Raw genomic sequence first — 22,485 nt, forward strand, 5'->3', positions numbered from 1 at the left:
GGGTCTGCGCCCAGTTCACGATGACGATGGCGGCCTGCAACCTCGCGAGGCTACCGAAACTCCTGACGGCCTGACGGAGAAGGCAACTCTGACCCGCGACCACCGCCGATGCCGATGCCGATGCCGATGCCGAAGAAAACCGACTTCAAATCGTGGCGGCAGGAATAACGTCCTTCAAGGCCGACTTCTTCAGCAGCCTGTTAATCGTATCGACATCGGTCGGCCCCGAGAAACACTTGTTTCCTTCAACACCGCTACCAAGGATTGGGTTAACACACGGGAAGAAGCACCTGGGCTGACAGTGTACCAAGGTAACATGACCCGGTATAATTCTCTTTCGCGCAACGGACGAGCTTTCATTGACCAGCTCGAACGTGTCGTGCCTGTCAGGCCCGATGGCGACTTCCCAGCCGGTGATCTGGGTAACCTGACCTGGTCGCTTCACGGCAGTAATACGGGCACCCGAAACAAACTGCTTATGCGGGTGCGCCCCGTTACATCGGCGAGTGGTCAGGTCAAACGGCTTCTCTTGTCGGATTGCCAGGCAGCTCCCGAAGAATAGGCCTTGGGACGTGGACTTGGAAACTGTCAGGGTTGTGGTGAGCGGGCGTCAGCCCGTCGATCCCCTGCCCTGTCTATCGCTCATAGCGAGACCGGCGCACCGCCGGGATCACAGCTGCGAAGAGGCTACATAAAGCCAACAACCTTGTTTTGCTCAAAATAGTAACGATCCCGAGCAGGCTTGATATCCAAAGCAGTGCCGAACGGATGCGCCTGAAGCGCTAGTGCGGGCCAGCCCTCATCATCACGCACCGGGAAGTACGTCGCAATAATTTCATCGTCTGAGGTCAGCAGACTTGGAATATCATTCCAGACCAGCAATGGGGCGTCTGTGATGAGCCCTTCACTGTTCAAGACCACCGAACCAGCCATGACCTGGTGCCAGGCCTGGATTTCATCTTCGGTTTCGAGCAGAATGAAATCCGGTCTGGGATCAGGCGACAACGACGGGTCTTTCACCCGAAATGCATAGATCGTCGGCAATGCCCCTTTCGGGGTCCCATCCGGCGCTTGATACAGCATGGTGTCGTAAACGTCCGTGTACTTGGGAAGCGGATGCGTTTTCTTTTCTTGTTTTTTGAAGAGGCCAAACATTAGGAAACCGTACCAACCGAGATGGTCTTCAAGCCCTTTGGCTGGTCGCGCCCTTCCCCTTCGAACGATGCGGGAACAGCATCAATTCCGATATCCCAAAGGGCTGCAAGCAAGCCACCTTTGGCAACCATGTCGGCAGCCTCTTGACCGTAGGCGGCAACAAAATCATCGGTGGTCGCGAACACTTGTGGGCTATTGTCCGCAATGCGCTGCGCCATTGATTTTACGACAGGCTTGTCCTTGTGATAGCGATCTTCAAACACTGTGTGGTTCCTTTCAGTTTTTAACGTTCTCTGCCTCTATCGCGATCGCGGCCCTGCCCACGCTCGGACACATTATCCCGCCCGCGACCGAGAATGTCATCCCGCCGCCCATGGTCACGGCCCTCGCCGTCACGAACGGCAATGTCCCGTTCTACCGCAGCCGCATCACGCTTCTGTCCGATATCGCGCGCACGCCCAAGGATGGCGTCCCGACGATCTCGGTCTGGATCGTCAGGCGCAACCCTCTCGCGCCCGACATCCGGCGCTTGCACTTCAGGTCGATCAACATCGCGCCCCAACACTGCCGCTCGGCGCGCGTCCATATCGCCACCCCGCTCGGCACCAGCCTGCGGCCTCTCAACCTCGCCCATAACCCTCTCCTTGATCCGTGACATCGCCGCCTCGGCGCGGCCCCAAAGCTGATCCAGCCGCTCGCGCGCGGTGGCAATGAAGGCGCGCCCCCGCTCCATCAGCTCAAGCCGCAATTCCAACTGCCGCCAGCCCAGTTCCTGGCGCTGTGCATTGCGCGCCTGCGCCGCGCGGAAAGCCTCGCCGCGCTCCGTGACGATCCCGCGCGTTTCCTGAGCATTGGCCGATGGCCCGATTTTCGGCTCGGGCTCGCGGCTGAGCTCGACCACCTTCTTCTCGTGCTCAAGCGCGATCTCTTCCTGCCCGCCCTCGCGCGCCCGCTCGACCTGTTGTTCGGCCTCAGACCGCTGAACATCGAGCGACCGATGATCGATCCGCTCCGACCGCCCTGCCCGCTCAAGGGCTGTGTTCGCATCCCGCGCCCAGGCTTTGCGCCAGCCCATCAGCAGGTCCGGCGCATTCCAGCTGCGATCCTTCTTCCCGAACCCCTCGCCGGTCAGCTCGCGCATGGTCAGCATGACATGTGCATGGGGCTGGCCGTGGCCATCACGGGCCTTGCCCTCGTGAACGGCCACGTCCGCGATCATGCCGCGATCGACAAATTCTCGCTGAACAAAACCACGCAACAGTTCCAGGCGCTCCCCGCGATCGAGCTCGCGGGGAAGAGCCACTTCGATCTCGCGGGCAAGCTGCGCATCACGACGCTTCTCGACCGCCTCGACCGCGTTCCAGAGCTGGTCGCGATTGCGCATCCAGTCGGGCGCACTCTCGGGGGCCATGATCTCGGAATGCACGACCCCGCCTTTGCGGGAATAGTCATGCTCCAACCCCCGCCGCTCATCCCGCAGCCGCCCAGCCGTCCGGTAGGCGGCGGCTGCGACCGATGACCGGCCCCCTGCCCGGCTGATCACTTTCGCACTGAGATGATAGATCGCCACGCGCGGGACGCCTCTCTTCAAAACAGGGTCCAGCGTCTGTGTCGCTGGTCGGGAGCGCGAGGGTGAAACCCTCGTTCAGGCGGCATCGCCGCCTTGGGGGGAAGCCGTCCGGCGCGGGGGTTTACCCCCATGAGGACGCGCACGTTGTCGAAGACAATGTATAAGCGCGCATTTAAATCTTTTCAAGCTATCAATCCGCCACTACATTCGCCCCCATTATTGCCGAGGTTGCCCCATGTCCCAAAGCCGCCATCCAGACGCCCGGATCAAAGAACTGGCCGAGAAGAAAGCCCAGCTCGACGCACAGATCGCAGCACTCGATGCCCGGCGGCGTCTGTCTGAGAAGAAAGACGAAGACCGCCTCAAATGGCTCCTGGGCACTTTGGTCTTCGACCGTTTGAGCGCCGAACCTGCTCTTCAGAGCATCGTGCGGCGCGATCTGCCAGACCGCCTCACCCAGCGGGATCGCGACCGGGGGCTCTGGCAGATTCTGTTTCCCGATAGCGACGAGGACCGGTCATGAGTTTTGTTCTGGAAGCCCGCCACTGGGTGATCATGATCGGCGCTGTGATCGTAGCCGCTGCCGCCCTGATCCTCGCTCCGCAAACGGTCGCGATCTACCCGGTGACCACCTATGCCTTCCCGATCATCGCCGTGGCCACCATCCTCGACACCCTCGGAACCGCCGCAGAGCGCCACAGGACACCGCTGAAGCTCCTCGCATGGCTCTGCCTGTGCGCTGCCACCCTCACAGCCCTGACGCCCCTCAGAGGCCCGCTCAGCGACATGCTGGCGACTGTCCAGGCATGGACGGGCGCTGGCTGGCCCCTCCCCCGTGCCATTTGGGAAGGACTCAAGGGGCTGGCGCGGTATTCTGATCCGCAGAAACAGGCCATGGCGATCTCCTTCGCGCTTGGGGCCTTCGGAGTGGCTGTCGCTGTCAGCACCCCGCTGGTGGCGATCTTCAATCCGCGCATTGGCCGCAACCGCAAATCGCGCACTGGCCCGTGGCAAGCGGGATGGATGGACCCGCGCGACATTGCCCAGCTTGTGCGCAACAAAACCGGGCTTCCCCTCGCCCTGCACAAGGGCAAGCTCCTGCGCTACGTCAAGAACGATGCGAAGGGATGGCGCGGCGGGCATCACCTCGTTGTCTCCGGCACACGGGGCGGCAAGGGCGTCAGCGCCGTGATCCCGGCGATCCTCGACCACCAGGGGCCGGTCGTCGTCCTGGACATCAAGGGAGAGAATTTCGCTGTCACGCGCCGCCACCGCGAGGAGCTCGGGCGCAAGGTGGCGGTCCTCAACCCCTTCGGCCTCGTCGAGGATGGAAAGGATCAGTTCAACCCGCTCGACTACATCCGGCCCCACGAGCTGGCGCGAGACGTGGCCCTGGTTGCGGACGGCCTGGTCAAACCCGAACAGGGAGACGGCGCGCATTTTTCGGAAATGGCCCGCCAGCTGGTCGCGGCGGCGATAGAAGTGATCGTGACCCAGGAAGAACCCAACCGGCGCAATCTGATCGCCGTCGCCGATCTGCTTCTGTCTGCAAACCTCGACGGCACGCTTGAGGCCTGGGCTGAAAACGCCGACCTTGTCGGCCACCGCCCGGCCCAGACCGCCGCCACCATTCTGCGCGCGGGAGACAGAGAACGCGGGTCGATTCAGACAGCGGTCTCGAAAGCTTTTGAGTGGATGCAGTCCGACAACATGCGGCACTTTCTGGCCGGGTCCAGTTTCCGCATGGATGATCTTCTCGACGATCAAGTCGATCTCTTTATCGCGGTGCCGCTCGACCAGGTGGACAAGCAAGCGATCTTCATGCGTCTGTTCATCAACCTTGTCCTGGGCACGGTCGTGCGCCAGGACGGGCGGCGTAAGGTCAAGGCCCCGATCCTGCTAGTTCTCGATGAATTCGTGCGGATGGGCCGCATGGAGCAGATCATGAACATTGCCAACGTCGCCGCAGGGGCCGGTGTCGAAGCGCTGTTTGTCACTCAGGACACCGGCCAAGTCGAAAAGGCCTATGGGCCAAACGATGCCCGTTCGATCTTTGGCTCCTGCATCACCAAGCGCGTCTTCAACCTAAACGATATCGAAACCGCCGAATGGGCAGCGCGCCACCTCGGGGAAAGCACTGTCTATTCTCAGCAGATTCGAGAGGGCAAAGCCCCAAACGAGGGCCGGGATTTTTCCTACTCGGAGCAGCGACAGAAGCTCATGACTGCTGAGCAGATCACTGGCATGAAGGCGGATGATCTTCTGCTGTTGGTGGGCAATCGCAACCCGCTCAAGGCAAAGCAGAACCTGTACTTCAAGAGCAAGGCTTACCGTGGAAGGTTCGATCAGAATCCGCTGAATTGAGTTGATTATCTAAGTTATCCACAGGCCTAGTGTGTTAAATATGTGTTAAATATAGTGTTAAGCTGTTTTTGGGGCCTGTTTTATTATTTTGAATCAACATGTTACTCGGTCAGCCGGTAACTAAAAACACGAATTTTGGTAACTAAAAACACGAATTTTGGTAACTAAAAACACGAATTTTGGTAACTAAAAACACGAATTTTGGTAACTAAAAACACGAATTTTGGTAACTAAAAACACGAATCTTGACACGGGTAACTGAAAACACGAATGTGCTGCTATGGTAACTGAAAACACGAACCCACTGACGCCCCTCTTGCCTGATCGTCATCCTCAGCACGATCTGTTCATCTGTGATGTTGCAGACGCTGTTCTCAAGGACGTCATGCAACATATGGAGCATCCGTTCTATTCACTCTCCAAGAAACCGGAGACTTCTGTGAAGCGTTATAGGAACGGCGATCACTGGTTAGAAATCACGCCGAGTGTCAAAGGGCTGGCAACCATCTATGACAAGGACATCCTGATTTACTGCATCAGTCAGATTATGGCGAAACTTAAACATGGGGAACCGGTCTCGCCCCGCGTTCGTATCAATTCGCACGAACTCCTGATTTTCACGAACCGTGGCACCAGTGGTCGAGAATACATCTCGCTTATGGATGCGCTTGACCGGTTGGAAGGCACGCGGATCAGAACGAACATCGTTTCTGGTGACGAAGAACAGATTGATGGGTTCGGGTTGATCGACGCCTCCTCCATCCGTCGAAAGCAAGGCCTCGACGGTCGTTTGCTCTGGTGTGAGGTCAAGCTGTCAGACTGGGTCTTCAATGCAATCAAAAACGAAGAGGTGTTGACCCTTCACCGCGACTACTTTCGCTTGCGCAAGCCGATTGAACGCCGCGTTTACGAGCTGGCACGCAAGCACTGTGGTCAGCAAAAGAGCTGGAAGATTACCCTAAAGCACCTGCTTATGAAGTCTGGGTCGCAAAGCCCTGAAAAGCGATTTCGTCAGATGATCAAGCAGCTGGCTGTTCATGATCACCTGCCCGATTATCAAGTATTTTTCGATGAAGTGGCGGACATGGTGGTTTTCACCAATCGCGGTACGATGACCCCGCCCTCTCTTATCGAAGGGCATATCCCTCCACTGAAATCTGAAACCTACGATAGGGCGCGACAGGCCGCGCCTGGTTGGGATGTACGTCACCTGGAAAGTGAGTGGCGCGACTGGATCGTGGATGCTCCGAGGGATGTGGATGCCGCATTCGTAGGCTTCTGCCGTAAGTGGTTCGAGAAACGCGGTAGACCTTGACAGGATTTAAAACCGGTAAGAGATTTAAATCCGGTGATAGATTTAATTTCGGTGTTGGAAATTTTTCCGGTAAGTGATATATATCCGGTAATGAAAATAGTATGAGGCCGAGCAATGCCCGTCATCGTCATGGCAAGCCCCAAAGGGGGCGTCGGAAAATCCACATGTGCTGTAATCCTGGCCACAGAGTTCGCTCGGATGGGAGCTCAAGTGACAGTCTTGGACTGCGACCCCAACAAGTCACTGACCCGATGGGCATCTCACGGACTCCCCAAAGGTGTGACACTTCATCAGGATATAGGGCGCTCTGAGATAGTGCCGACAATCAGGGCATCAGATGGCGATGGGCAGATCGTGATTGTTGATCTTGAAGGCGTAGCATCGCAGCTTGTCAGCCGCGCTATCTCTCAAGCCGATCTGGTTATCGTCCCGATGCAGCCAACGGCGCTCGATGCGGAGATCGGGTCTGAAGCCTTGGCCTTGATCCGAGAAGAGGAAGAGGCGCTTGGCCGGACAATACGTCACGCCGTTGTTCTGACCAAAACAAGCGCAGCTGTGAAAAGCCGCGTTCAAAAGGAGCTGGAAATACAGCTGCGCGGGGCAGGGATCGACGTCATCGAGCCATCCCTCGTCGCGCGCGCAGCGTTTTCAGAAATCTTCGCTTATGGCGGTGATCTGACCGCGATGATGAAAGACCCTGACATGGTAACTGGCGGCAAGGTCGATAAGGCCTTGGAGAATGCCAAAGACTTTACGGAGGCTGTCTATGAGCGGCTCAAATAGGCTTGCAGGGCTGAAGGCCCGACCAAAAGACACCACGGTTGCCGAGGTCCGCCGTGTCGATGAGGTTGGAGAGGCGAGGGGCTTCCTTGATCGTACCCCACGCAAGAAACCAGGGCGTAAACCAAGCCCACGCACCTATCAGCTGCACCCGAAGGTTTTCCCTGAAGTCGGGGAAGCGATTGCCGCTGAGGCAGAGCGTCTTGGCATCACGCAGGGCCAGCTAATAGAGATGATGTGGGAAGAATATCAAAAGCTTGCGCGCTAACCTTAGGTCCATTCAGTAATGGAACCGCAGTTGCGCAATCTCTAGGCTTTGGCCATCGCCAGCTCCACTGACTCGGTAGACCATTCGATCTTCCTGAGAAATTCGCCGGGACCACCAGCCAGTCAAATCCCCCTTCAAAGGTTCCGGCTTGCCGGTTCCCTTGAAAGGGGTCCGCTTGCACTGCTTGATCAGCTCGTTGATCCGGTCGCGTACCTTGTCGTTGGTGTTGACCCAGTATTGATAGTCTTCCCAGGCCTGATCGGAAAAAACCAGCTTCACTCGGTCAGCTCACGCTCTTCGCCAGTTCCAGCATCGAGTTGCGCGATCGACGCGCGCAAGCGGGATGCGTTTTTCGGTGTGGACAAGAGGTGCAACGTCTCGTTGACGGCGTTCCAAGTGTCCAAGGACACGACCACAACGGACTCGCCCTTCTTGCGCGTAACGACAACTTCCTGCTTGTCGTGGATCGCTCGATCCATGACGCCCTTCAGTTGAGCTCGTGCGTCTGAGTAGGTCATAACATCCATGTCGACTCTCCTTTGCCCCCCTATATGTACAACATTAAGTACAAGTAAAGGGGTCGAGTGCAGAAGGGCCGCAAAACTCACAAGAACGGAAGGATTCCCGGCCACCACATCGTCAGGGGATTCACTTTTTGTAAAAAGCATCCTATGTAGTATGCATTAGGGGAAGAAAAATGGCCGACGTTTTCGACACAGCGACCTACATTTTGGAACAACGTGGGCCGATGACCACGATGAAGCTCCAGAAGCTAATCTACTACTCCCAAGCGTGGTCAACCGTCTGGGATGACGACGTTATTTTCCCAGAATCCATTGAAGCATGGCGAAATGGGCCAGTCGTCCGCGAGCTTTGGCAAGATATGAAAGGTCAGTTTCGAGTCGACGCTGTGTCGCGGGGCTCCAGCGCGAATCTGACTGATACGCAAAAAGAAACGATCGCCCGTGTGCTCAGTTTTTATGGCGACAAAGATGCTCAATGGTTGAGCGACCTTACTCACATGGAAGATCCTTGGAAGAAGGCATACGCTGAAGGGCAGAACACAGAGATATTCCCTGCTTGGCTTGTCGAATACTACTCTAGCATTGCCCCAGCAAAGTAAGCGAGAGGCCCGGATTGCCCGCAAGTCGCGTGCGCGCCTCGATGCACTGGAAAAGAGTGCTCGGCTTGTCGCGTCTGTCGTAGAAGAGCTCTCTGAAAAACAACCCAGAGCGTCGGAAAATCCTAATTCTATCTATTCACTACCTGTCCGCTGGTCTTGTGATGACCCTGACCTAGAAGGCTCGTGGACCTGGGGGGTGGCGCGTCAGTGGTCTCAGGGGGACTGGGGCACCCATATTGAGCCGCGATTGATGGAATTTGCGCGCCTCACATGGGGAGAGATCGACGTCTTTAGCTCCGATAGTGGGCACAAGATGCACCACAATATGAATGTAGACGACATCTGCGAGGAAGCGCAACTTCGCTTGATGGAGATCGAAAGGTATCAAGACACGATTTTTCGGTTCCGCCTTGGAAACTTGCAACGCCTTTGGGGTTTTCGCATTTTGGATGAGTTCATTGTGATTTGGTACGATCCAACCCACAAGATTTATCCAGTGGACTGATACATCGGATACATAACACCAAACGAAGCCGAGGAGACATTCTATGCAGCCTTGAAACAAACACAAAATGCCGCGTAACATTTGAGCAAACACCCCTCCGGTAAACCCGGGGCGGTTCATCGCTTCAGGGTTATCCATGATCTTGCGAAGGGTTTCGTTATCCACGTTGACCAGCAGGGCGCTTTCCCATTTCCGGGCCAGCAGCGTCGCAGATGTTCCCGCCATTGCGATGTCGAGGATACCGCCCGCGTCAACCTGGTACATGTTCGCGCCCCCCATTTCTTGCGGCCGTCACGGCTCCCAAACGGGCGCACCGCGATCATCGCCACCACGAAGGCGGCCGCAGAGTTCAAAATGGAGGAAAGAAGGGAGGGTCAGGGTCTTGTGATACGATCCTGCCCCCTACCGGAACCTACCCCTTCAAGTCAAACCCGGCGACGCCCAAATGATACATCAGCACCCGATGATAGTTGCCAGTCGCTTCAAAGCCGATCCGGACGGGCAGGCCGTATTCTCGCAAAATCGCGATAAGCCGCATGAAATCGTCGGTGGAATTGGTGATCGTCAGGCGCCGCCTGCGCGTCTTGCCCGGGACGGCAATCAGCACCTCGTGCCGGTGTTTGGAAATGTCGATGCCTACCAGAACACGGGCATCCGAAGTATGCTCAACCTTGGCCATGGCCGGTCTCCTCTGTGGTGTGGTTCGCAAAACCACCATAGAGACCCGAGACCCGGTTATGGCCGCCTGCTGCGCAATTTTGGTGGCTGCGCAGGCGGCCATAACCTTCAACGGCGCGCTATTCCCAACATGCTATGGCATCCAGTTCGCAGAACAGCCTCGGAACCGGAACACCATCTACTCCCGTCCGATGCGCTTCGACATGATCTGCGAGGCAAACGGGATCGAGCACAGGCTGACCAAACCCAATCACCCTTGGACCAATGGCCAAGTTGAACGGATGAACAGGACGATCAAGGACGCGACCGTCAAACGCTTCCACTACGACAGCCATAATCAACTGCGGACGCATCTTGCGGACTTCATGGCCGCCTACAACTTCGCGCGCAGGCTCAAGACCCTCGGCGGCCTCACTCCCTATGAATACATCTGCAAAATCTGGACATCAGAGCCAGATCGATTCATCCTAAACCCGATCCACCAGATGCCGGGACTGAACACCTAGTCTGCTCGGCGCGCAAACACATTTTCCGCGAATTCAGTCGAGCTAACCTTGTTTCTGCAGCGCTGATACTATCGCGTTCCGACGAGAAATATCAGATACATAAAATCTTAATAATTCTTGCGATGCCTGTGGTCTCAGATTCTTATCATTAACGAGCAGTGAAAGCGTGTCGACGAGACTCTCGTTAACATTCAAAAGCACCTCGGCTACAGAGCCATCTCCCTGCCAAGCCACCTTGGACACCTGGAGTGAGCTCCCGTTAACGGATGGTATGGCCATCCCAAGTCCCGGGACAAGTTTATTGAGATTGCTGACAATGCTCATGTTATTTGAGGCAATCAGAGAACTGGCTTTCTCGTTTAACTTAATTGAATTTCCAATCATGCCCCCGGAATTTAGCGATTGAAAAAACGATATCAGTCTATTAGCATCGGGGGTAAATTTACCCTGAGATTCCTTGGGTAGCTTTCGTTGAAGAGATTGGAGTATGATAAGTTGCTCGGCGGAAAGGGACGTATTAACCTGTGCTCCTGTTAGCTCAGGAAGACTATCGCCTATCATACTTCCTAAGGTCGTCGAAAAATCCTTTACAACATCTCCGTCCAGCAGACTTCTCCTGTCGAATAGTCGCACCGAAACCCTTTTTACTCCTAGCGTCGTTTGCCAGCGGTGGACGAATAGGTCAAGGGGACGACGGTAGTCCCCTGGCGCAGTATATTTCGAACTTCCTTTCAGCTGCTGCTGGATCAAAGAGGGGTACATGCTGCACGGCTCGCGTACATATGCAATCGCACGAACGTCGGATGTATCCAATCCCGTGTGAGCAAGAAGATCCAATACCTCCTTTGGGTCAGCTGAGAGTAATCCCTCACTTGATATCAATACATGATTATAATCGACCGCCTGCTTTACGAGAGATGTTAAGTTGTGACGAGCGTACTCTATCTGCCCTGGGCCTGAGGATCTCGTAACACGTCCAATTAGTGTTGTAAGCAGGAAGTGATCTCTACGACTGGGTCCGGTATCGAACAGAATGCCTGAAGCGCGGAGCTGTAGGCGCTGCTCATGCAGAGCGTGTTGAATCGCCGTTGATCCACACTTTCCATCACCAATGTGCAAAACTAATGCCATTTGCTTAAATCCCTCCCGTAAATTGAGTAAAAGATCCACATATCTCTCGAACAAGCAGCCAGTTCTCACCCCATGCTGTTTACAACCTCTTCTTTCGCGCACAGTTCCGGAAGGAACGCCAATTTCCTCACCGGAAGCGGTCAGGAATATCTTCGTACCGCTTCGTTCTGGACCACGCGATTCCCTCTTTGAGCTTTCTGGCCGGCGTCCCCGCGTAGAGGGCGGCAGCATCGAGCGAACCCGAGGCGATGGCGCATTGCCCAAGGACAGTGCCGGTGCCGATGCGTGCTCCTTTGTTGACTCTCGAACTGTTGCCGAGCCAGACGTGATGCCCGATCATGACGTCCGCGGAATCGTTGATTAGACTTCCAGTCGAGCGGTCGAATATGCCATGCCCGTCACTGGTCCTTATTACAATCGAGCTCGATGCCATGCACTCATTTCCTAGTGCAACTATATTGCCGCTGCCGGAAAGGATGGCACCACTTTCCCACGTGGTATTGGAGCCTACGAAGACCATGGAGTTATTCTGGGAAACGATCATCTTCAATCCCTTCAGCCGGCAATTCTCCCCTATGATGACGACGCATCCATTTCCATTTACCTGTATCCGACTGTGGTTCAGGGTCGTGCCGCGTCCGATGCAGATCAGATTGCCGCGGCCACTAGTGGAAAAAGTGTTCGCCCCCAGAAAGGTCACGCCCGCTGCAAGGCGTATGTCATCCTTGTTTGCCGAAGTGATCTTTGCGACCGCACCATCCGATACGATGGGCGGCTGGTCGGATTCCGGAAACTCTTGAAGAAGACTAATTTCCCCGAACGGATACGACTCGTTGAGACGCTTCCGGGCGGTCATGTACAGGTCATATGGTACCATGAATTTCTCCATTTTGCGCTTGTAGCTGTTGCGGCTCCAATGCCCGGACGAGGCCCGCATCCCCCTAGGTTCGGCGGGCACCTGATGCGGGAAGGTCAGACCGCCAGAATCCCCTCCACAAGCCTGTCGAACGCACCCGGTGATGTTTCTACCGCGCGATTCTCGAACACCCAGCGCTGCAGTTCGCGCCCGGCCTTCGCGTGTCGATCCCGGTTGTCGATCTGGTCGAGCAGCGCGGCCGTCCATTTCTCGACCCGGTTCGGCACCAGCGTCACGCCCTCCCGCCCGGCAAGATGGGCAAAGGCCGGATGCCGGGATGCAACGACCGGCAGCCCTAGGGCGCCGTTATCAAGGATTTTCAGATCCGATTTCGCGTCGTTGAAGGGCAGTTCCTGGAGCGGCGCCAGGCCGAAATCGACATTGCGGCGCTGGTCGCCCAACCAGCGGACGAAGCGCGGGTAATCCTTCGCATTCGGCGGAACCGCGATGCGCTCGGCGAAGGCGGGAAGGGGCGCGTCGCCGATGCCGATCACGGACAGGCGGAAATCGGGGCGTCGGGCCGCCACCGCCTCCAGCGCCGGCAGGATCATGTCCAGATCCGCCTGATGCGTCGTCGTGCCCATGTAGAGGGCGCGGATGTTTCCGTCCGGCACCCGGGCGATGTCCCCCATCGCCCAGACCTCACGCGACAGGGCGTTCGGGATCACCTCGATCCGGCCGTTCAGGCGTGCCATGCAATCGCGCAGGACAGGGGTCGAGACCGACAGCGCCGCCGCTTGCCGGATCAGCCTTTCGAGCCGCGGCCGGTAGGCGGCATAGTGGCCGGCGGGGTCCTTGTCCGCCGGCACGTCGAACAGGTCGTCGTCCAGCTCGACGACATAGGGCACATTCGCGGCGGCGAAGGCGTCGATGACCCGGTCCACCCACGGCCCCGGTATCGCGTTCCGCTGGATGATCGCACCGGCGATGCCCCCTGTCGCCAGGTTCGCCAGAAGCGCCTGCGGATGCATTCTAACGTAATCCAGCGGCCGATCGAGACTGTTGCGCGTTCGCTGCCACAGCCGGACATGGGTCGAGGCATTGGCCCGGTCGAGATCGGGGAACGTGCCGGGCGCAACGACAGCGATGCGCCGCCGCTCGCCCCGCGGCCGCGACGACCGCTGGGATGCGGCCATGGCTGCGCCGTAGACATCGATATACTGTGCCGCCATGAAACGGGTCGTCCTGGCGGCGCCTTCGGCGGATTGCCAGTTGCGAACCGCCAGATAGGCGCGGATGAGCTCGTCGCGATCGGTCATGATCCCGATCAGGCTGTCGTAAAGCGCGCCGATGTCGCCGTGGTCGACGACCCAGCCGGCACCGCTTTCACGAACCCGGCCCGCCACGGTGGGAAAGTCGAAGACCACCGCCGGCAGTCCGGCTGCCCACATCTCGGTCAGGGTGTGGCACCAGGTTTCCTCGACGATCGTGAAGACGGCGCCGACATGCGGCGAGATCGCCCGCACCCGCTCGCGGAAGTCCTCGCGGGTATAGGGGCCGTGCCTCACGACCCGCGGATGCAGCGGGGTCGCAGGCGGGTGCGTTCCGAGCAGATGGAACTCCAGCCGGTTTTCCGTGTCGCGCTCCATCAGCGCGTTGATGACGGCCAAGCCCTTGTTCAGGTTTATGTTGCCGGGGATCAGAATGCGCAGCGGCTCGCCAGGCTGCGGTGTGGGCGGGGTAGCATCGAAACGGCGGAAATCCCGGCCGTGAGGAATGACGAAGAACCTGTCGGACACGATGCCCGGCAGATGGGCCAGGATGCGGTCGCGCACCGGTTCCGACGTGGTCACAAACGCATCGCAATGCGTCATCACCTGTTGGTAGCGGCTGCGCCAGACGTCAATCCATGGCCGGTTTACGTCGGGCATGGTGCCGGGAGCCCACAGCGCGGGTTCGCACGAGCCTTGCATCCGGCTGCATGCGCCGCTGCAGAAGCTTTCGTCCTTGAGCAGGTTCACTGTCGGGCAGAGGGCGTAGAAGTCGTGGAAGGAATGCACCACGGCCATGTGATTGGCCTTGGCCAGCGCCGGAAGGCTGAGACTGTGCCAGGCCAGGTGCCGGATATGCACAAGTTCGAAATCATGGAACACCAGCCAGGATTCGACGACCCGGTCATACTCCTGCGAGCGGTGCGTGACCGGATCTATGGGGCGGCTGAGCCGGTGGGATCTGACCGGCTTCACCTCGCCATCGACGAGATGGCTCAATTCGATGACGCGGCTGTCGCATCGCAGCAACCAGCAGTCATAGCTGTCCGTCAGCGCCGACATCAGATCCAGGTTGGTCTGCGGCGTCCCTCCCGATGACGTCGAGACCACGAACAGGGCCCGCGGCAGGATCGATTCCGGCCGCGTGCAGTCGCTCAGCGCCCGCCGCGCCTGATGCCGCGCCAGCAGGATATCCTCACCCTCCCGGTAGACGGAGGTCATGAAGCGGTATTCGGGATAGCGTTCGTTCACGACCCGCGCCCCGGCCTCGGCATTGGTCTGCTTGGACGCCCCGAAGCTTTTGGTGCGGTCGTGGAAGACGTAGGTCCGGTCATCGACCACGTTCTGCCAGCCGGCGCGCATCGCCCGCATGCAGAAGTCGTTTTCCTCGCCATAGCCACGGGGAAAGCCCTCGGCGTCCAGAAGACCGATCTCCTGCATCGCGGCCCGGGTGATCAGCATGCAGAAGCCGTTGCCGGTCGGCACGACAGGATAGGTTCCGAACTGGCGGCGCCGGAACGCCCGCGCATATGCCGCCTCGTCGATGCCGGGGGGAAGATCGTTCTCGTTGCCGATTTCCGGCGCAGAGAATGCACCGGCGCGGTCCGACATCGCGGTGACGGTCGCGACGCGCGGCATGGAGCGCGCGGCGGCCAGCATGTTGGGCAGCCAGCGCGGGGTCACGCGGGCATCGCTGTTCAGGATGACGACGTCGCGCATCCCGCTTTCGACCAGGCCGCGATTGATCGTGCGGGTGAAACCCAGATTCTCGTCGTTCCTCAGTATCCGGAAGCGGGAATGCCGGGACGCGTCCTTCAGGATCTCCGCAATCCGTGGATCGGGGGAGCAGTCGTCTATCAGAATCACCTCGACCGAAGCGTCGGTATGGTCCAGCAGACGCCGGATGCAGATCTCCACGTCGTCGGCTGCGTTGTAGATAGGCACGACGATGGCGGTTCCGTCGGAAGAAAGGTTGCCGAAAATTAGTTCCGCGGGGTTGTGATCCTGTTGTGTGGCGATAGTCCGGGTCCGACTACTGCCATCCGGCGCGATCACCGTTACCGCATGCGAACCCGTTTCCAGATAGCGGTGCGGCAGCTGTAGGTCGAAGCCACCCTCGCCGCCCGTCGGGAAATGGCGAAGAAGATCCTTGCGGTCAGCGGTGTTCCTGATTGACGCATAGTGAACATCGTCGATGAGCACCTCCAGCGAGAATTTATTCCTCGGGGCTGCCAGATTCAGAGACCAGCCAACCAGACGACCTTCTGGCGTCAGCTTGTCAATATGCACGCGGAAGCTCGGAACCGATTCCGGGGCAGTAATGAGTTGTGGCCGCGGAACGACCCGCGCCTCGTCACCACCGTCGGATTTGGGGGCTACCAGCACGGCAGGCGACTGAGCGTCAAGCGTCCTGCTCAGGAGTATGGCTCCCGACAGGCTGTCTCGGATATCAACCCGTAACTCTGGGTATGGCTCGCTGAGAGGCTGCAACCATCCTGCATCAAGCGCCACTTCGAAGCCGTGCCGTCCTGTCCCGAATCCCGCGACTTCCACATCCTGCCGATGAAGATCGGCAACGATACCGCCAGCAACGACCTGACCATCGATCAGCACATCGACTGTCATCGGCGCGTCGCTCCCAGGCCGTCGAACCCAGCCGCTGATCCTCCGCCGATTAGCGAGATCAATATATCCCTCAGCTCGTAGTGATATCACTCTGCGGGACAATCTCGGCAATAATGATGACAGGGTGCGTTTCACGATAAGAGTACCTTCCAAAAATCTTGAGCCGTTATGGTCAGCGAGGTTCCGTTTCCGGCGCGGGGTTCTGGGGTGGTGTTCTTCGTGCAACACAGCGACGGGTCGCGGCCGGTAAGGTGGAAATTTCGACGCCGTGCACGGGCCTCCGCTAGCATGTCAAATTTGCAAAGCCTGCGCAAAGGGATATTGCGGACTACAGCCTCAGGTCGCTCACCTGCCTGTCATAGGCAGCCTTCATGTCGAAGAGCACACCTCCCTGCCGCAGCAGCTCTCGCAACCGGTCAGGACCGGCACCGACGATATCGTCATGGGCTACGGCCAAAATGACGGCATCATAATCCCCGGCTGTGGGCAGTGTTGTCTCCAGTGCGACGCGATATTCTGCCGCCGCCTCAACCGGATCGGCCCAAGTGTCAACGATGTCGACCTGCATGCCATAGCTCTTTAAATGCGCGACCAGATCGACGACCTTGGTGTTACGGGTGTCAGGGCAGTTTTCCTTAAAGGTGAAGCCTGCCACCAGCACCTTCGCATCCTTGATTGGCAGGTTGCGATGAATCATCGCTTTGACCAGCCGCGTGACCGCGTTGCGTGCCATACCGTCGTTGATCTCGCGGGCAGTACGGATAATGTCGGGGATGAAGCCCGCGGCGATAGCCTTGTGCACGAGGTAGTAAGGGTCCACCCCAATGCAGTGTCCCCCCACCAGACCGGGCCGCATGCGGATAAAGTTCCACTTGGTCGCGGCCGCATCGAGCACCTCGTTAGTGTCGATACCAAGATGCGAGAAGATGATCGAAAGCTCGTTGATGAGGGCGATGTTCACATCGCGCTGAGTGTTCTCGATGATCTTGGCGGCCTCGGCGACACGGATGGAACTCGCCCTGAAGGTGCCGGCCTCGATAATGCGGGCGTAGAGCTCGTCGACGAAGGCGGCGACTTCCGGAGTGGAGCCGGATGTGACCTTAACGATTTTCGTCAGCGGCCGGTCCTTGTCGCCCGGGTTGATCCGTTCGGGGCTGTAGCCGGCGAAGAAGTCGGTGTCGTAGCGCAGGCCCGATACTTGCTCGACCACAGGGATGCAGTCCTCCTCGGTGGCTCCAGGATAGACAGTGGATTCATAAATTACGACACTGCCCTTTCCAATTACCCGTCCCACCGTGCGAGAGGCAGAGATGAGAGGCGTCAGATCTGGCTGACGCGATGCATCTATGGGCGTTGGAACGGCAACAATGAAAACATTGCAGCTTTCCAAGTCCGCCTCGTCCCCGCTAAAGCGCAACTTGCCAGCCTTGGCGAGGGCGGCGGTATCAACCTCACCCGTGCTGTCCGTGCCTTTGCGTAGCTCATCAATGCGGTGGGCATTGAGGTCGAACCCAACCGTTTCATATGCGCTGGCCAGTGCTACTGCCAGTGGAAGGCCTACATAACCTAGGCCGATTACGGCCACGCGCGGAGTAGCCGGTGGAATAAATTTTATCATGTGAGCTACCTGATTGTTTATCTAAAATAGGCTGCCGTCATGGCCGACGACTACTGGTCCGTCAGTCAGCAGCCGTATATCAGGAGTTTGATGGCCTCAAGGCAGTTGTGGGTCGGATTCAACCTGAAGCCTCGACGTCTGAGAGGTAGCATGGGCTTTGATGATGGGTTGGGTAGCCCCTCCTGACGGCACTTGTGCCAGATTGATCCGGACAGGATCAGGAGGAATTGGCTATGAAGGAAGTCTCGATCATCGGCGTTGACCTGGCGAAGCAGGTCTTTCAACTGCACGGAGCGACAGCGGAAGGCGAAGTCGTGTTTCGCAAGAAGCTGTCGCGCAAACAGTTTCTTGCGTTCATGCAGAGGCACCCCGGATGTCTCGTTGCCATGGAAGCCTGCGCGACAGCTCATTATTGGGCGCGGACGTTGGCGCCGATCGGGCACGAGGTGCGCCTGATCGCCCCGAAGTTCGTCAAGCCGTATTTGAAGAACCAGAAGAACGACATGGCGGATGCCGAGGCCATCGCGGAGGCGGCCAGTCGACCGACCATGCGTTTCGTCGAGGTGAAGACACCGGAGCAGCAGGGTCTCGGCATGATCTTTCGGCTGCGTAATCTTCTGGTCGGGCAACGGACGCAGACAATCAACGCCTTGCGCGGACATCTCGCCGAGTTCGGGCTCATCGCCGGCAAGGGGCGCGAGAACATCGACAAACTGCGGGCCGCTCTGGAACCGGGCCACGATGGGACGAAAGACCTCCCTCCGGCCGTTCATCATATGGCACAGCTCTGCTTCGACCAGATTGATGACCTGTCCCGACGGATCGCCGAACTTGACGCACAGATCGCGGCGGCGAGCAAGCGGTCGCCTTTCTCTGCCCGGCTGCAGAAGATGCCCGGGGTTGGCCCGGTTACGGCGATGGCATTGGCCGCTTTCGCCCCGCCTATGGAGACGTTCCGTCAGGGGCGTGATTTTTCGGCCTGGCTTGGCCTCGTTCCACGACAACATTCCAGCGGTGGCAAGCAACGGCTCGGTCGCACGAGCAAATCCGGGCAGCGGGATATCCGAAGATTGTTGATCATCGGTGCCATGGCAGTGATCTCCGGTGCCAAGATCAAGCCGCCTGCGGAAAACTCCTGGCTGGGGCGTATGCTGGCCCGCAAGCCCCGGATGCTTGCGGCCATCGCGTTGGCGAACAAGATGGCTCGCATGTTGTGGGCCATGATAACGAAGGATGAAGAGTTTCGAGGGGGACCGCTGATGGCAAACTGATGAAGTCAGCAGCACCGCCTCGAAAATGCGGGAGAAGCTGAAGCTTGTATGAAACCGATCGACCAGATCGGGGTTGGGGAAATCAGGGTCACATGGAGAGCTCCGAGCTCGTTTTGATGTTTTGACCACAGCCCGCGGATCCCATACCGGCCAAGAGGCAGCGCGCCTCGCGAAAAGGCCTGACACATGGACGCATTCGATCGTATCATGCCAGCCGAGGCGACAGCCCGCTAAAACCGGGGCTACCCACACATGATGTGACCGCCCCCCGACGGTGTCCGTCGTCAGATAATTTGGGACAGCTGAGCGGTTTTCCGTTTGGAGGCTCTGGCTCATCCTCGGTTGATTTTATGCGTGTTCGGTTTGGTGGCGCAAGCGCCGGGTGAGCATGGTTTTTCGTTTGGTCTCCTCTCGCTGTTTCAGGATCTGCTCTGCACGCCCGAAGTAGACGTCGGCGGGCGTCAGGTTGCCAAGGCTCTCGTGGTAGCGCTGGTTGTTATAATATTCGACGAAGGCACCGATCTGGCGCTCGAGTTCTCCGGGCAGGAAGTAATGCTCAAGCAGGACACGGTTCTTCATGGTCTGGTGCCAGCGCTCGATCTTGCCCTGGGTCTGCGGATGGTAGGGTGCGCCTCGGACATGATCCATGCCCTTTTCGTTGAGGTAATCTGCCAGGTCGCCCGCGATGTAAGACGCGCCGTTGTCGCTGAGAAGTCTTGGCTTGGCGACCACGCTTGCGCAGTCACATCCCGAGGCCTCCAGCGCCAGGTCGAGCGTGGCGGTCACGTCCTCGGCCTTCATCGTCTTGCAAAGCTTGCAGGAGATGATGTAACGGCTGTAATCGTCAAGGACGGTGCTGAGGTAGAACCAGCCCCAGCCCAGGACCTTCAGATAGGTGAAGTCAGTCTGCCACAGCTCGTTGGGGCGCGTGGTTTTGTCCCGGAACTCATTGGCCGCCTTCATCACGATATGCGCGGGTGCCGTGACCAGGTCTTCCGCCTTCAGGATGCGGTAAACCGATGATTCCGAGACAAAATACCGCTTCTCGTCGGTGTATTTCACCGCCAGCTCACGGGGCGTCAGTTCCTCATGCTCGAGCGCGAACTCGATAATGTCCGCCCGGGCCTCATCCGGGAGGCGGTTCCATACAGAGCCCGGGCGGGGCACCGTGTCCTCGAGCGCGTCAAGCCCGCCCTCGGACCATCGATCATACCAGCGGTAATAGGTCGTGCGTGGAATGCCGAGCATGGCCAGCGTCTGGCGGGCGGGCAGATGCGAGGCTTCGACCGTGCGGATGATCTCCAGCTTTTCTGATGCAGGATACCTCATGCCTCGCTCTCCCCATCCCCGATCATGCTTTTTTTGAGCAGACGGTTTTCCAGGGTCAGATCGGCGACAACTTCCTTGAGCGCTGCCGACTCCGAGCGCAGTGCCTTGACCTCAGGCGACGTCGCCTGACGGGCGGTATCCCCGGCCAGACGCTGCTTACCCGCTTCGAGGAACTCCTTCGACCACGTGTAATACAGGCCCTCGCTGATGCCCTCACGGCGGCACAGCGCGGCAATGCTCTCTTCGCCGCGCAGACCTGCCAGCACGATCCTGATCTTCTCTTCAGCCGAATACTGTTTGCGCGTCTTGCGCTTAATCCCTTTGACCAGCTTGTCGGCCGCGTCCTTCGATGTTCCGGATTTCTTGTTCATCTTCGCCTCTTGATAGCTGCGATGAACCAGAAATCCTCCGTTACGAAAACATCAAAGCTGTCCCATAGGCGCTGACGTCAGACAGTATCCGATGGGCTCGAGCAAGCGTTCAGTGTTGAACCAATGGACCCATTTCATGGTTTCCCATTCGACTTGGCCAACTGATTTCCAAGGGCCGAGGACGTTGATGACCTCGGTCTTGAACAGCCCGATGATGGTTTCGGCCATGGCATTGTCGTAGCTGTCGCCGACGCTTCCAACGGAAGGATCGATGCCGACTTCGGCCAGCCGTTCGGTGTATTTGATCGCCAGATATTGCGAACCACGGTCTGAGTGGTGGGTCAGGCCGTCCGCCTTTGACGGGCATCTTTGACAGATCGCCTGATTGAGCGCGTCCAGAACAAAGCCCGTCGTCATTGATGTCGAAACCCGCCAGCCGACGATCTTGCGGGCGAAGACGTCAATGACAAATGCGACATAGGTCATGCCTTGCCAGGTGGAGACATAGGTGAAGTCCGACAGCCAGAGCTGGTTCGGTCGACCCGCCAGAAACTGCCGGTTCACCTTGTCCTGCGGGCAGGGAAGCACCGCGTCCGGGTTGGTGGTGATAACCTTTTTCCCTCGGACAACGCCTTGTAATCCCATGGCTTTCATCAGCCGCTCCACGGTGCATCGTGCGATATCCTTGCCTTCGCGGCGCAGAGCCCGCCAGATTTTGCGTGCCCCGTAAAGGCTGCGGTTTCCCTCAAAGACACGCCTTATGTCCGCGCAGTGCCGGTGGTCGCTGCGGACCCGATCCGATGCCAGTTCGGGGTACGCCTCGGTCCGTTTCCGGGCATAATATGACGATGGTGCGACCTGCAAAATCCTGCAGATCGACCCGACACCAAAATCGTCGCGATGCGCGTCTATGAACGCGATTATTTCCTGAACGGGCGGTCGAGTTCCGCCTGCGCGAAATACGCGCTTGCCTTTTTCAGGATCTCATTGGCCGTGCGCAACTCGCGGTTCTCGCGCTCCAGTTCCTTGATCCGGGCACGCTCTTCACTCGTCAGACCCGGGCGCTGACCGGCATCGCGATCTGCTCGCTGCACCCAGACACGCAAGCTGTCAGGCGAGCAGCCAAGCTTCGGCGCAATTGCACGATAGGCCGCATTATCGCTAGCATAATCAGCGCGGTGGTCTCGAAAAAGCCGGACGCCGCGTTCGCGGAATTCAGCACTGTAGGTAGGGGTAGATTTCTTTTGTTCCATGGTTCACCTTTGGAGAGTTTTGATCTCCGGTAAACCCGGGGCGGTTCACGATGGCCGCTGTTGAGCGCATCGAAGGCTGGCGTGCCTTGGGCGACAACGTCATTGAGACCATTATCAACAAGAGCGAGAAGGTCAAAGACCTGAAGGCAAAGGCCAAAGAGCGCGACCTGACCCCAAAAGAAAAGAAAGAGCTCTCCGCTGAAGAGAAGGAATACAAGTCTGCTCGAAAGTTGGTCCAGGAAAAACTGATCAAGTTTGCCACTCGTATTCCTGCGTTCATGTACCTGACCGATTTCCGTGAAAACACCCTTCAGGATGTGATCACAAAGCTCGAACCCGATCTATTTCGGACGGTCACCGGCCTGACAGGAGTAACGCGCGAAAGTTGGTGATGCCCTGAGGGGCGGCATATCATGGCGGTGTTCAGACGCCGTCAATTCTCAGCCGAGAAAGGGATATGCCACATGTCGGAGACTACCATCAGCACGCTGCCCGA

The 22,485-nt window shown here is 58.1% G+C and carries 20 protein-coding genes, 2 pseudogenes and 1 other annotated feature; of the genes and pseudogenes, 10 read left to right on the forward strand and 12 right to left on the reverse strand.

The genetic code is table 11. From position 1 onward, the window contains the following. Positions 1–562 (forward strand): hypothetical protein (locus tag IT41_RS21765; RefSeq protein ID WP_231564810.1); only part of this gene is annotated, 562 nt, incomplete at its 5' end. Positions 563–687: 125 nt separating this feature from the next. Here the strand turns inward: IT41_RS21765 and IT41_RS17275 are convergent. From IT41_RS17275 to mobQ, 3 genes are read right to left on the reverse strand one after another with little or no spacing between them, the layout of a single operon-like run. Next, complete coding sequence (locus tag IT41_RS17275) at positions 688–1,155, reverse strand: hypothetical protein (protein ID WP_036743735.1); 468 nt, start codon at positions 1,153–1,155, stop codon at positions 688–690. Continuing rightward, a complete protein-coding gene (locus IT41_RS17280) occupies positions 1,155–1,418 on the reverse strand; it encodes a hypothetical protein (protein WP_139221767.1) in 264 nt (87 codons plus the stop codon). The genes IT41_RS17275 and IT41_RS17280 overlap by 1 nt, the downstream gene beginning before the upstream one ends. 20 nt (positions 1,419–1,438) lie before the next feature. After that, positions 1,439–2,725, reverse strand: a complete 1,287-nt coding sequence (gene mobQ / locus IT41_RS19580) for a MobQ family relaxase (RefSeq protein ID WP_074948198.1) — start codon at positions 2,723–2,725, stop codon at positions 1,439–1,441. A 235-nt stretch (positions 2,726–2,960) separates the two neighbouring features. Between mobQ and IT41_RS17290 the strand changes: the two genes are divergently transcribed. The 5 genes from IT41_RS17290 to IT41_RS20285 all read left to right on the forward strand — a co-directional run bounded on the left by IT41_RS17290 (position 2,961) and on the right by IT41_RS20285 (position 7,452). Further along, the gene (locus IT41_RS17290; RefSeq protein WP_036743738.1) at positions 2,961–3,248 is read left to right on the forward strand and encodes a hypothetical protein; all 288 of its coding nucleotides are present in this window, start codon (positions 2,961–2,963) and stop codon (positions 3,246–3,248) included. Continuing rightward, the gene (locus IT41_RS19590) at positions 3,245–5,089 is read left to right on the forward strand and encodes a type IV secretory system conjugative DNA transfer family protein (RefSeq protein WP_052081740.1); all 1,845 of its coding nucleotides are present in this window, start codon (positions 3,245–3,247) and stop codon (positions 5,087–5,089) included. The genes IT41_RS17290 and IT41_RS19590 overlap by 4 nt, the downstream gene beginning before the upstream one ends. Before the next feature lie 280 nt (positions 5,090–5,369). Continuing rightward, positions 5,370–6,404 (forward strand): replication initiator protein A, encoded by a 1,035-nt coding sequence (locus IT41_RS17305; protein WP_036743743.1) that lies wholly within the window; start codon positions 5,370–5,372, stop codon positions 6,402–6,404. Between the two features lie 114 nt (positions 6,405–6,518). After that, positions 6,519–7,187, forward strand: coding sequence for a ParA family protein (locus IT41_RS17310; RefSeq protein WP_036743745.1), 669 nt, complete (start codon positions 6,519–6,521; stop codon positions 7,185–7,187). Then, a complete protein-coding gene (locus IT41_RS20285; protein ID WP_074948197.1) occupies positions 7,171–7,452 on the forward strand; it encodes a chromosome partitioning protein ParB in 282 nt (93 codons plus the stop codon). Before IT41_RS17310 ends, IT41_RS20285 begins: the two co-directional genes overlap by 17 nt. Before the next feature lie 12 nt (positions 7,453–7,464). On the opposite strand, the gene IT41_RS17315 is transcribed toward IT41_RS20285, so the two are convergent. After that, on the reverse strand, positions 7,465–7,731 hold the full coding sequence (locus tag IT41_RS17315; RefSeq protein ID WP_036743748.1) for a Txe/YoeB family addiction module toxin: 267 nt from the start codon (positions 7,729–7,731) through the stop codon (positions 7,465–7,467). Continuing rightward, positions 7,728–7,979: a type II toxin-antitoxin system Phd/YefM family antitoxin gene (locus IT41_RS17320; protein ID WP_036743750.1), complete on the reverse strand. Its 252-nt coding sequence runs from the start codon at positions 7,977–7,979 to the stop codon at positions 7,728–7,730. Before IT41_RS17320 ends, IT41_RS17315 begins: the two co-directional genes overlap by 4 nt. A gap of 170 nt (positions 7,980–8,149) precedes the next feature. Between IT41_RS17320 and IT41_RS17325 the strand changes: the two genes are divergently transcribed. Further along, entirely contained in the window at positions 8,150–8,575 is a 426-nt protein-coding gene (locus IT41_RS17325) for a Panacea domain-containing protein (protein ID WP_036743752.1), read from the forward strand. 172 nt (positions 8,576–8,747) lie between these two features. On the opposite strand, the gene IT41_RS20290 is transcribed toward IT41_RS17325, so the two are convergent. Both IT41_RS20290 and IT41_RS17335 read right to left on the reverse strand, forming a co-directional pair. Further along, complete coding sequence (locus IT41_RS20290; protein ID WP_175496447.1) at positions 8,748–9,344, reverse strand: hypothetical protein; 597 nt, start codon at positions 9,342–9,344, stop codon at positions 8,748–8,750. A gap of 154 nt (positions 9,345–9,498) precedes the next feature. Continuing rightward, positions 9,499–9,759, reverse strand: a pseudogene (locus tag IT41_RS17335) (IS110 family transposase); the annotation flags it as partial. 217 nt (positions 9,760–9,976) lie between these two features. Between IT41_RS17335 and IT41_RS17340 the strand changes: the two are divergent. Further along, positions 9,977–10,264, forward strand: a pseudogene (locus tag IT41_RS17340) (integrase core domain-containing protein); the annotation flags it as partial. Between the two features lie 1,258 nt (positions 10,265–11,522). Here IT41_RS17340 and IT41_RS17345 read toward each other — a convergent pair. The 3 genes from IT41_RS17345 to IT41_RS17360 all read right to left on the reverse strand — a co-directional run bounded on the left by IT41_RS17345 (position 11,523) and on the right by IT41_RS17360 (position 17,765). Further along, positions 11,523–12,272, reverse strand: a complete 750-nt coding sequence (locus tag IT41_RS17345; protein WP_139221766.1) for an acyltransferase — start codon at positions 12,270–12,272, stop codon at positions 11,523–11,525. A 95-nt stretch (positions 12,273–12,367) separates the two neighbouring features. Continuing rightward, positions 12,368–16,147, reverse strand: coding sequence for a glycosyltransferase (locus IT41_RS17350; protein ID WP_081967613.1), 3,780 nt, complete (start codon positions 16,145–16,147; stop codon positions 12,368–12,370). A 328-nt stretch (positions 16,148–16,475) separates the two neighbouring features. Further along, a complete protein-coding gene (locus IT41_RS17360; protein WP_036743764.1) occupies positions 16,476–17,765 on the reverse strand; it encodes a nucleotide sugar dehydrogenase in 1,290 nt (429 codons plus the stop codon). Positions 17,766–17,998: 233 nt separating this feature from the next. Here IT41_RS17360 and IT41_RS17365 point away from each other — a divergent pair, with 233 nt between their 5' ends. Continuing rightward, positions 17,999–19,036 carry an IS110 family RNA-guided transposase gene (locus IT41_RS17365; protein WP_036743765.1) on the forward strand — a complete coding sequence of 346 codons (1,038 nt, stop codon included), beginning with the start codon at positions 17,999–18,001 and terminating at the stop codon, positions 19,034–19,036. 348 nt (positions 19,037–19,384) lie between these two features. Here IT41_RS17365 and IT41_RS17370 read toward each other — a convergent pair. Together IT41_RS17370 and IT41_RS17380 are read right to left on the reverse strand one after the other, a co-directional pair. Then, positions 19,385–20,736 (reverse strand): IS3 family transposase gene (locus tag IT41_RS17370; RefSeq protein ID WP_139221765.1). Its coding sequence is split into 2 segments (ribosomal slippage): positions 19,385–20,400 and positions 20,400–20,736, totalling 1,353 coding nucleotides; the frame shifts between segments, so codons are not numbered across the junction. A gap of 51 nt (positions 20,737–20,787) precedes the next feature. Then, a protein-coding gene (locus IT41_RS17380; protein ID WP_231564811.1) for an IS3 family transposase occupies positions 20,788–21,989 on the reverse strand; the annotation gives its coding sequence in 2 pieces (ribosomal slippage) (positions 20,788–21,689 and positions 21,689–21,989; 1,203 coding nt in all). Continuing rightward, positions 21,586–21,702, reverse strand: a sequence feature (AL1L pseudoknot). Its footprint overlaps the gene before it by 117 nt. Positions 21,990–22,039: 50 nt before the next feature. Between IT41_RS17380 and IT41_RS17390 the strand changes: the two genes are divergently transcribed. Then, the gene (locus tag IT41_RS17390; RefSeq protein WP_036743770.1) at positions 22,040–22,381 is read left to right on the forward strand and encodes a hypothetical protein; all 342 of its coding nucleotides are present in this window, start codon (positions 22,040–22,042) and stop codon (positions 22,379–22,381) included. Positions 22,382–22,485 lie beyond the last annotated feature (104 nt).

This window comes from Paracoccus halophilus (genome assembly GCF_000763905.1).
GTDB classification, from domain to species: Bacteria; Pseudomonadota; Alphaproteobacteria; order Rhodobacterales; family Rhodobacteraceae; genus Paracoccus; species Paracoccus halophilus.

Excerpts from the sequence above, each read along its gene's own strand:
- IT41_RS17350 (WP_081967613.1), bottom strand. The coding sequence starts at position 16,147 with ATGACAGTCGATGTGCTGATCGATGGTCAGGTCGTTGCTGGCGGTATC.
- IT41_RS17275 (WP_036743735.1), bottom strand. The coding sequence starts at position 1,155 with ATGTTTGGCCTCTTCAAAAAACAAGAAAAGAAAACGCATCCGCTTCCC.
- IT41_RS17365 (WP_036743765.1), top strand. The coding sequence starts at position 17,999 with ATGAAGGAAGTCTCGATCATCGGCGTTGACCTGGCGAAGCAGGTCTTT.
- IT41_RS17290 (WP_036743738.1), top strand. The coding sequence starts at position 2,961 with ATGTCCCAAAGCCGCCATCCAGACGCCCGGATCAAAGAACTGGCCGAG.
- IT41_RS17310 (WP_036743745.1), top strand. The coding sequence starts at position 6,519 with ATGCCCGTCATCGTCATGGCAAGCCCCAAAGGGGGCGTCGGAAAATCC.
- IT41_RS17345 (WP_139221766.1), bottom strand. The coding sequence starts at position 12,272 with ATGGTACCATATGACCTGTACATGACCGCCCGGAAGCGTCTCAACGAG.
- IT41_RS17325 (WP_036743752.1), top strand. The coding sequence starts at position 8,150 with ATGGCCGACGTTTTCGACACAGCGACCTACATTTTGGAACAACGTGGG.
- IT41_RS17305 (WP_036743743.1), top strand. The coding sequence starts at position 5,370 with ATGGTAACTGAAAACACGAACCCACTGACGCCCCTCTTGCCTGATCGT.
- IT41_RS17390 (WP_036743770.1), top strand. The coding sequence starts at position 22,040 with ATGGCCGCTGTTGAGCGCATCGAAGGCTGGCGTGCCTTGGGCGACAAC.
- IT41_RS17360 (WP_036743764.1), bottom strand. The coding sequence starts at position 17,765 with ATGATAAAATTTATTCCACCGGCTACTCCGCGCGTGGCCGTAATCGGC.
- IT41_RS20290 (WP_175496447.1), bottom strand. The coding sequence starts at position 9,344 with ATGTACCAGGTTGACGCGGGCGGTATCCTCGACATCGCAATGGCGGGA.
- IT41_RS20285 (WP_074948197.1), top strand. The coding sequence starts at position 7,171 with ATGAGCGGCTCAAATAGGCTTGCAGGGCTGAAGGCCCGACCAAAAGAC.
- IT41_RS17320 (WP_036743750.1), bottom strand. The coding sequence starts at position 7,979 with ATGGATGTTATGACCTACTCAGACGCACGAGCTCAACTGAAGGGCGTC.
- IT41_RS19590 (WP_052081740.1), top strand. The coding sequence starts at position 3,245 with ATGAGTTTTGTTCTGGAAGCCCGCCACTGGGTGATCATGATCGGCGCT.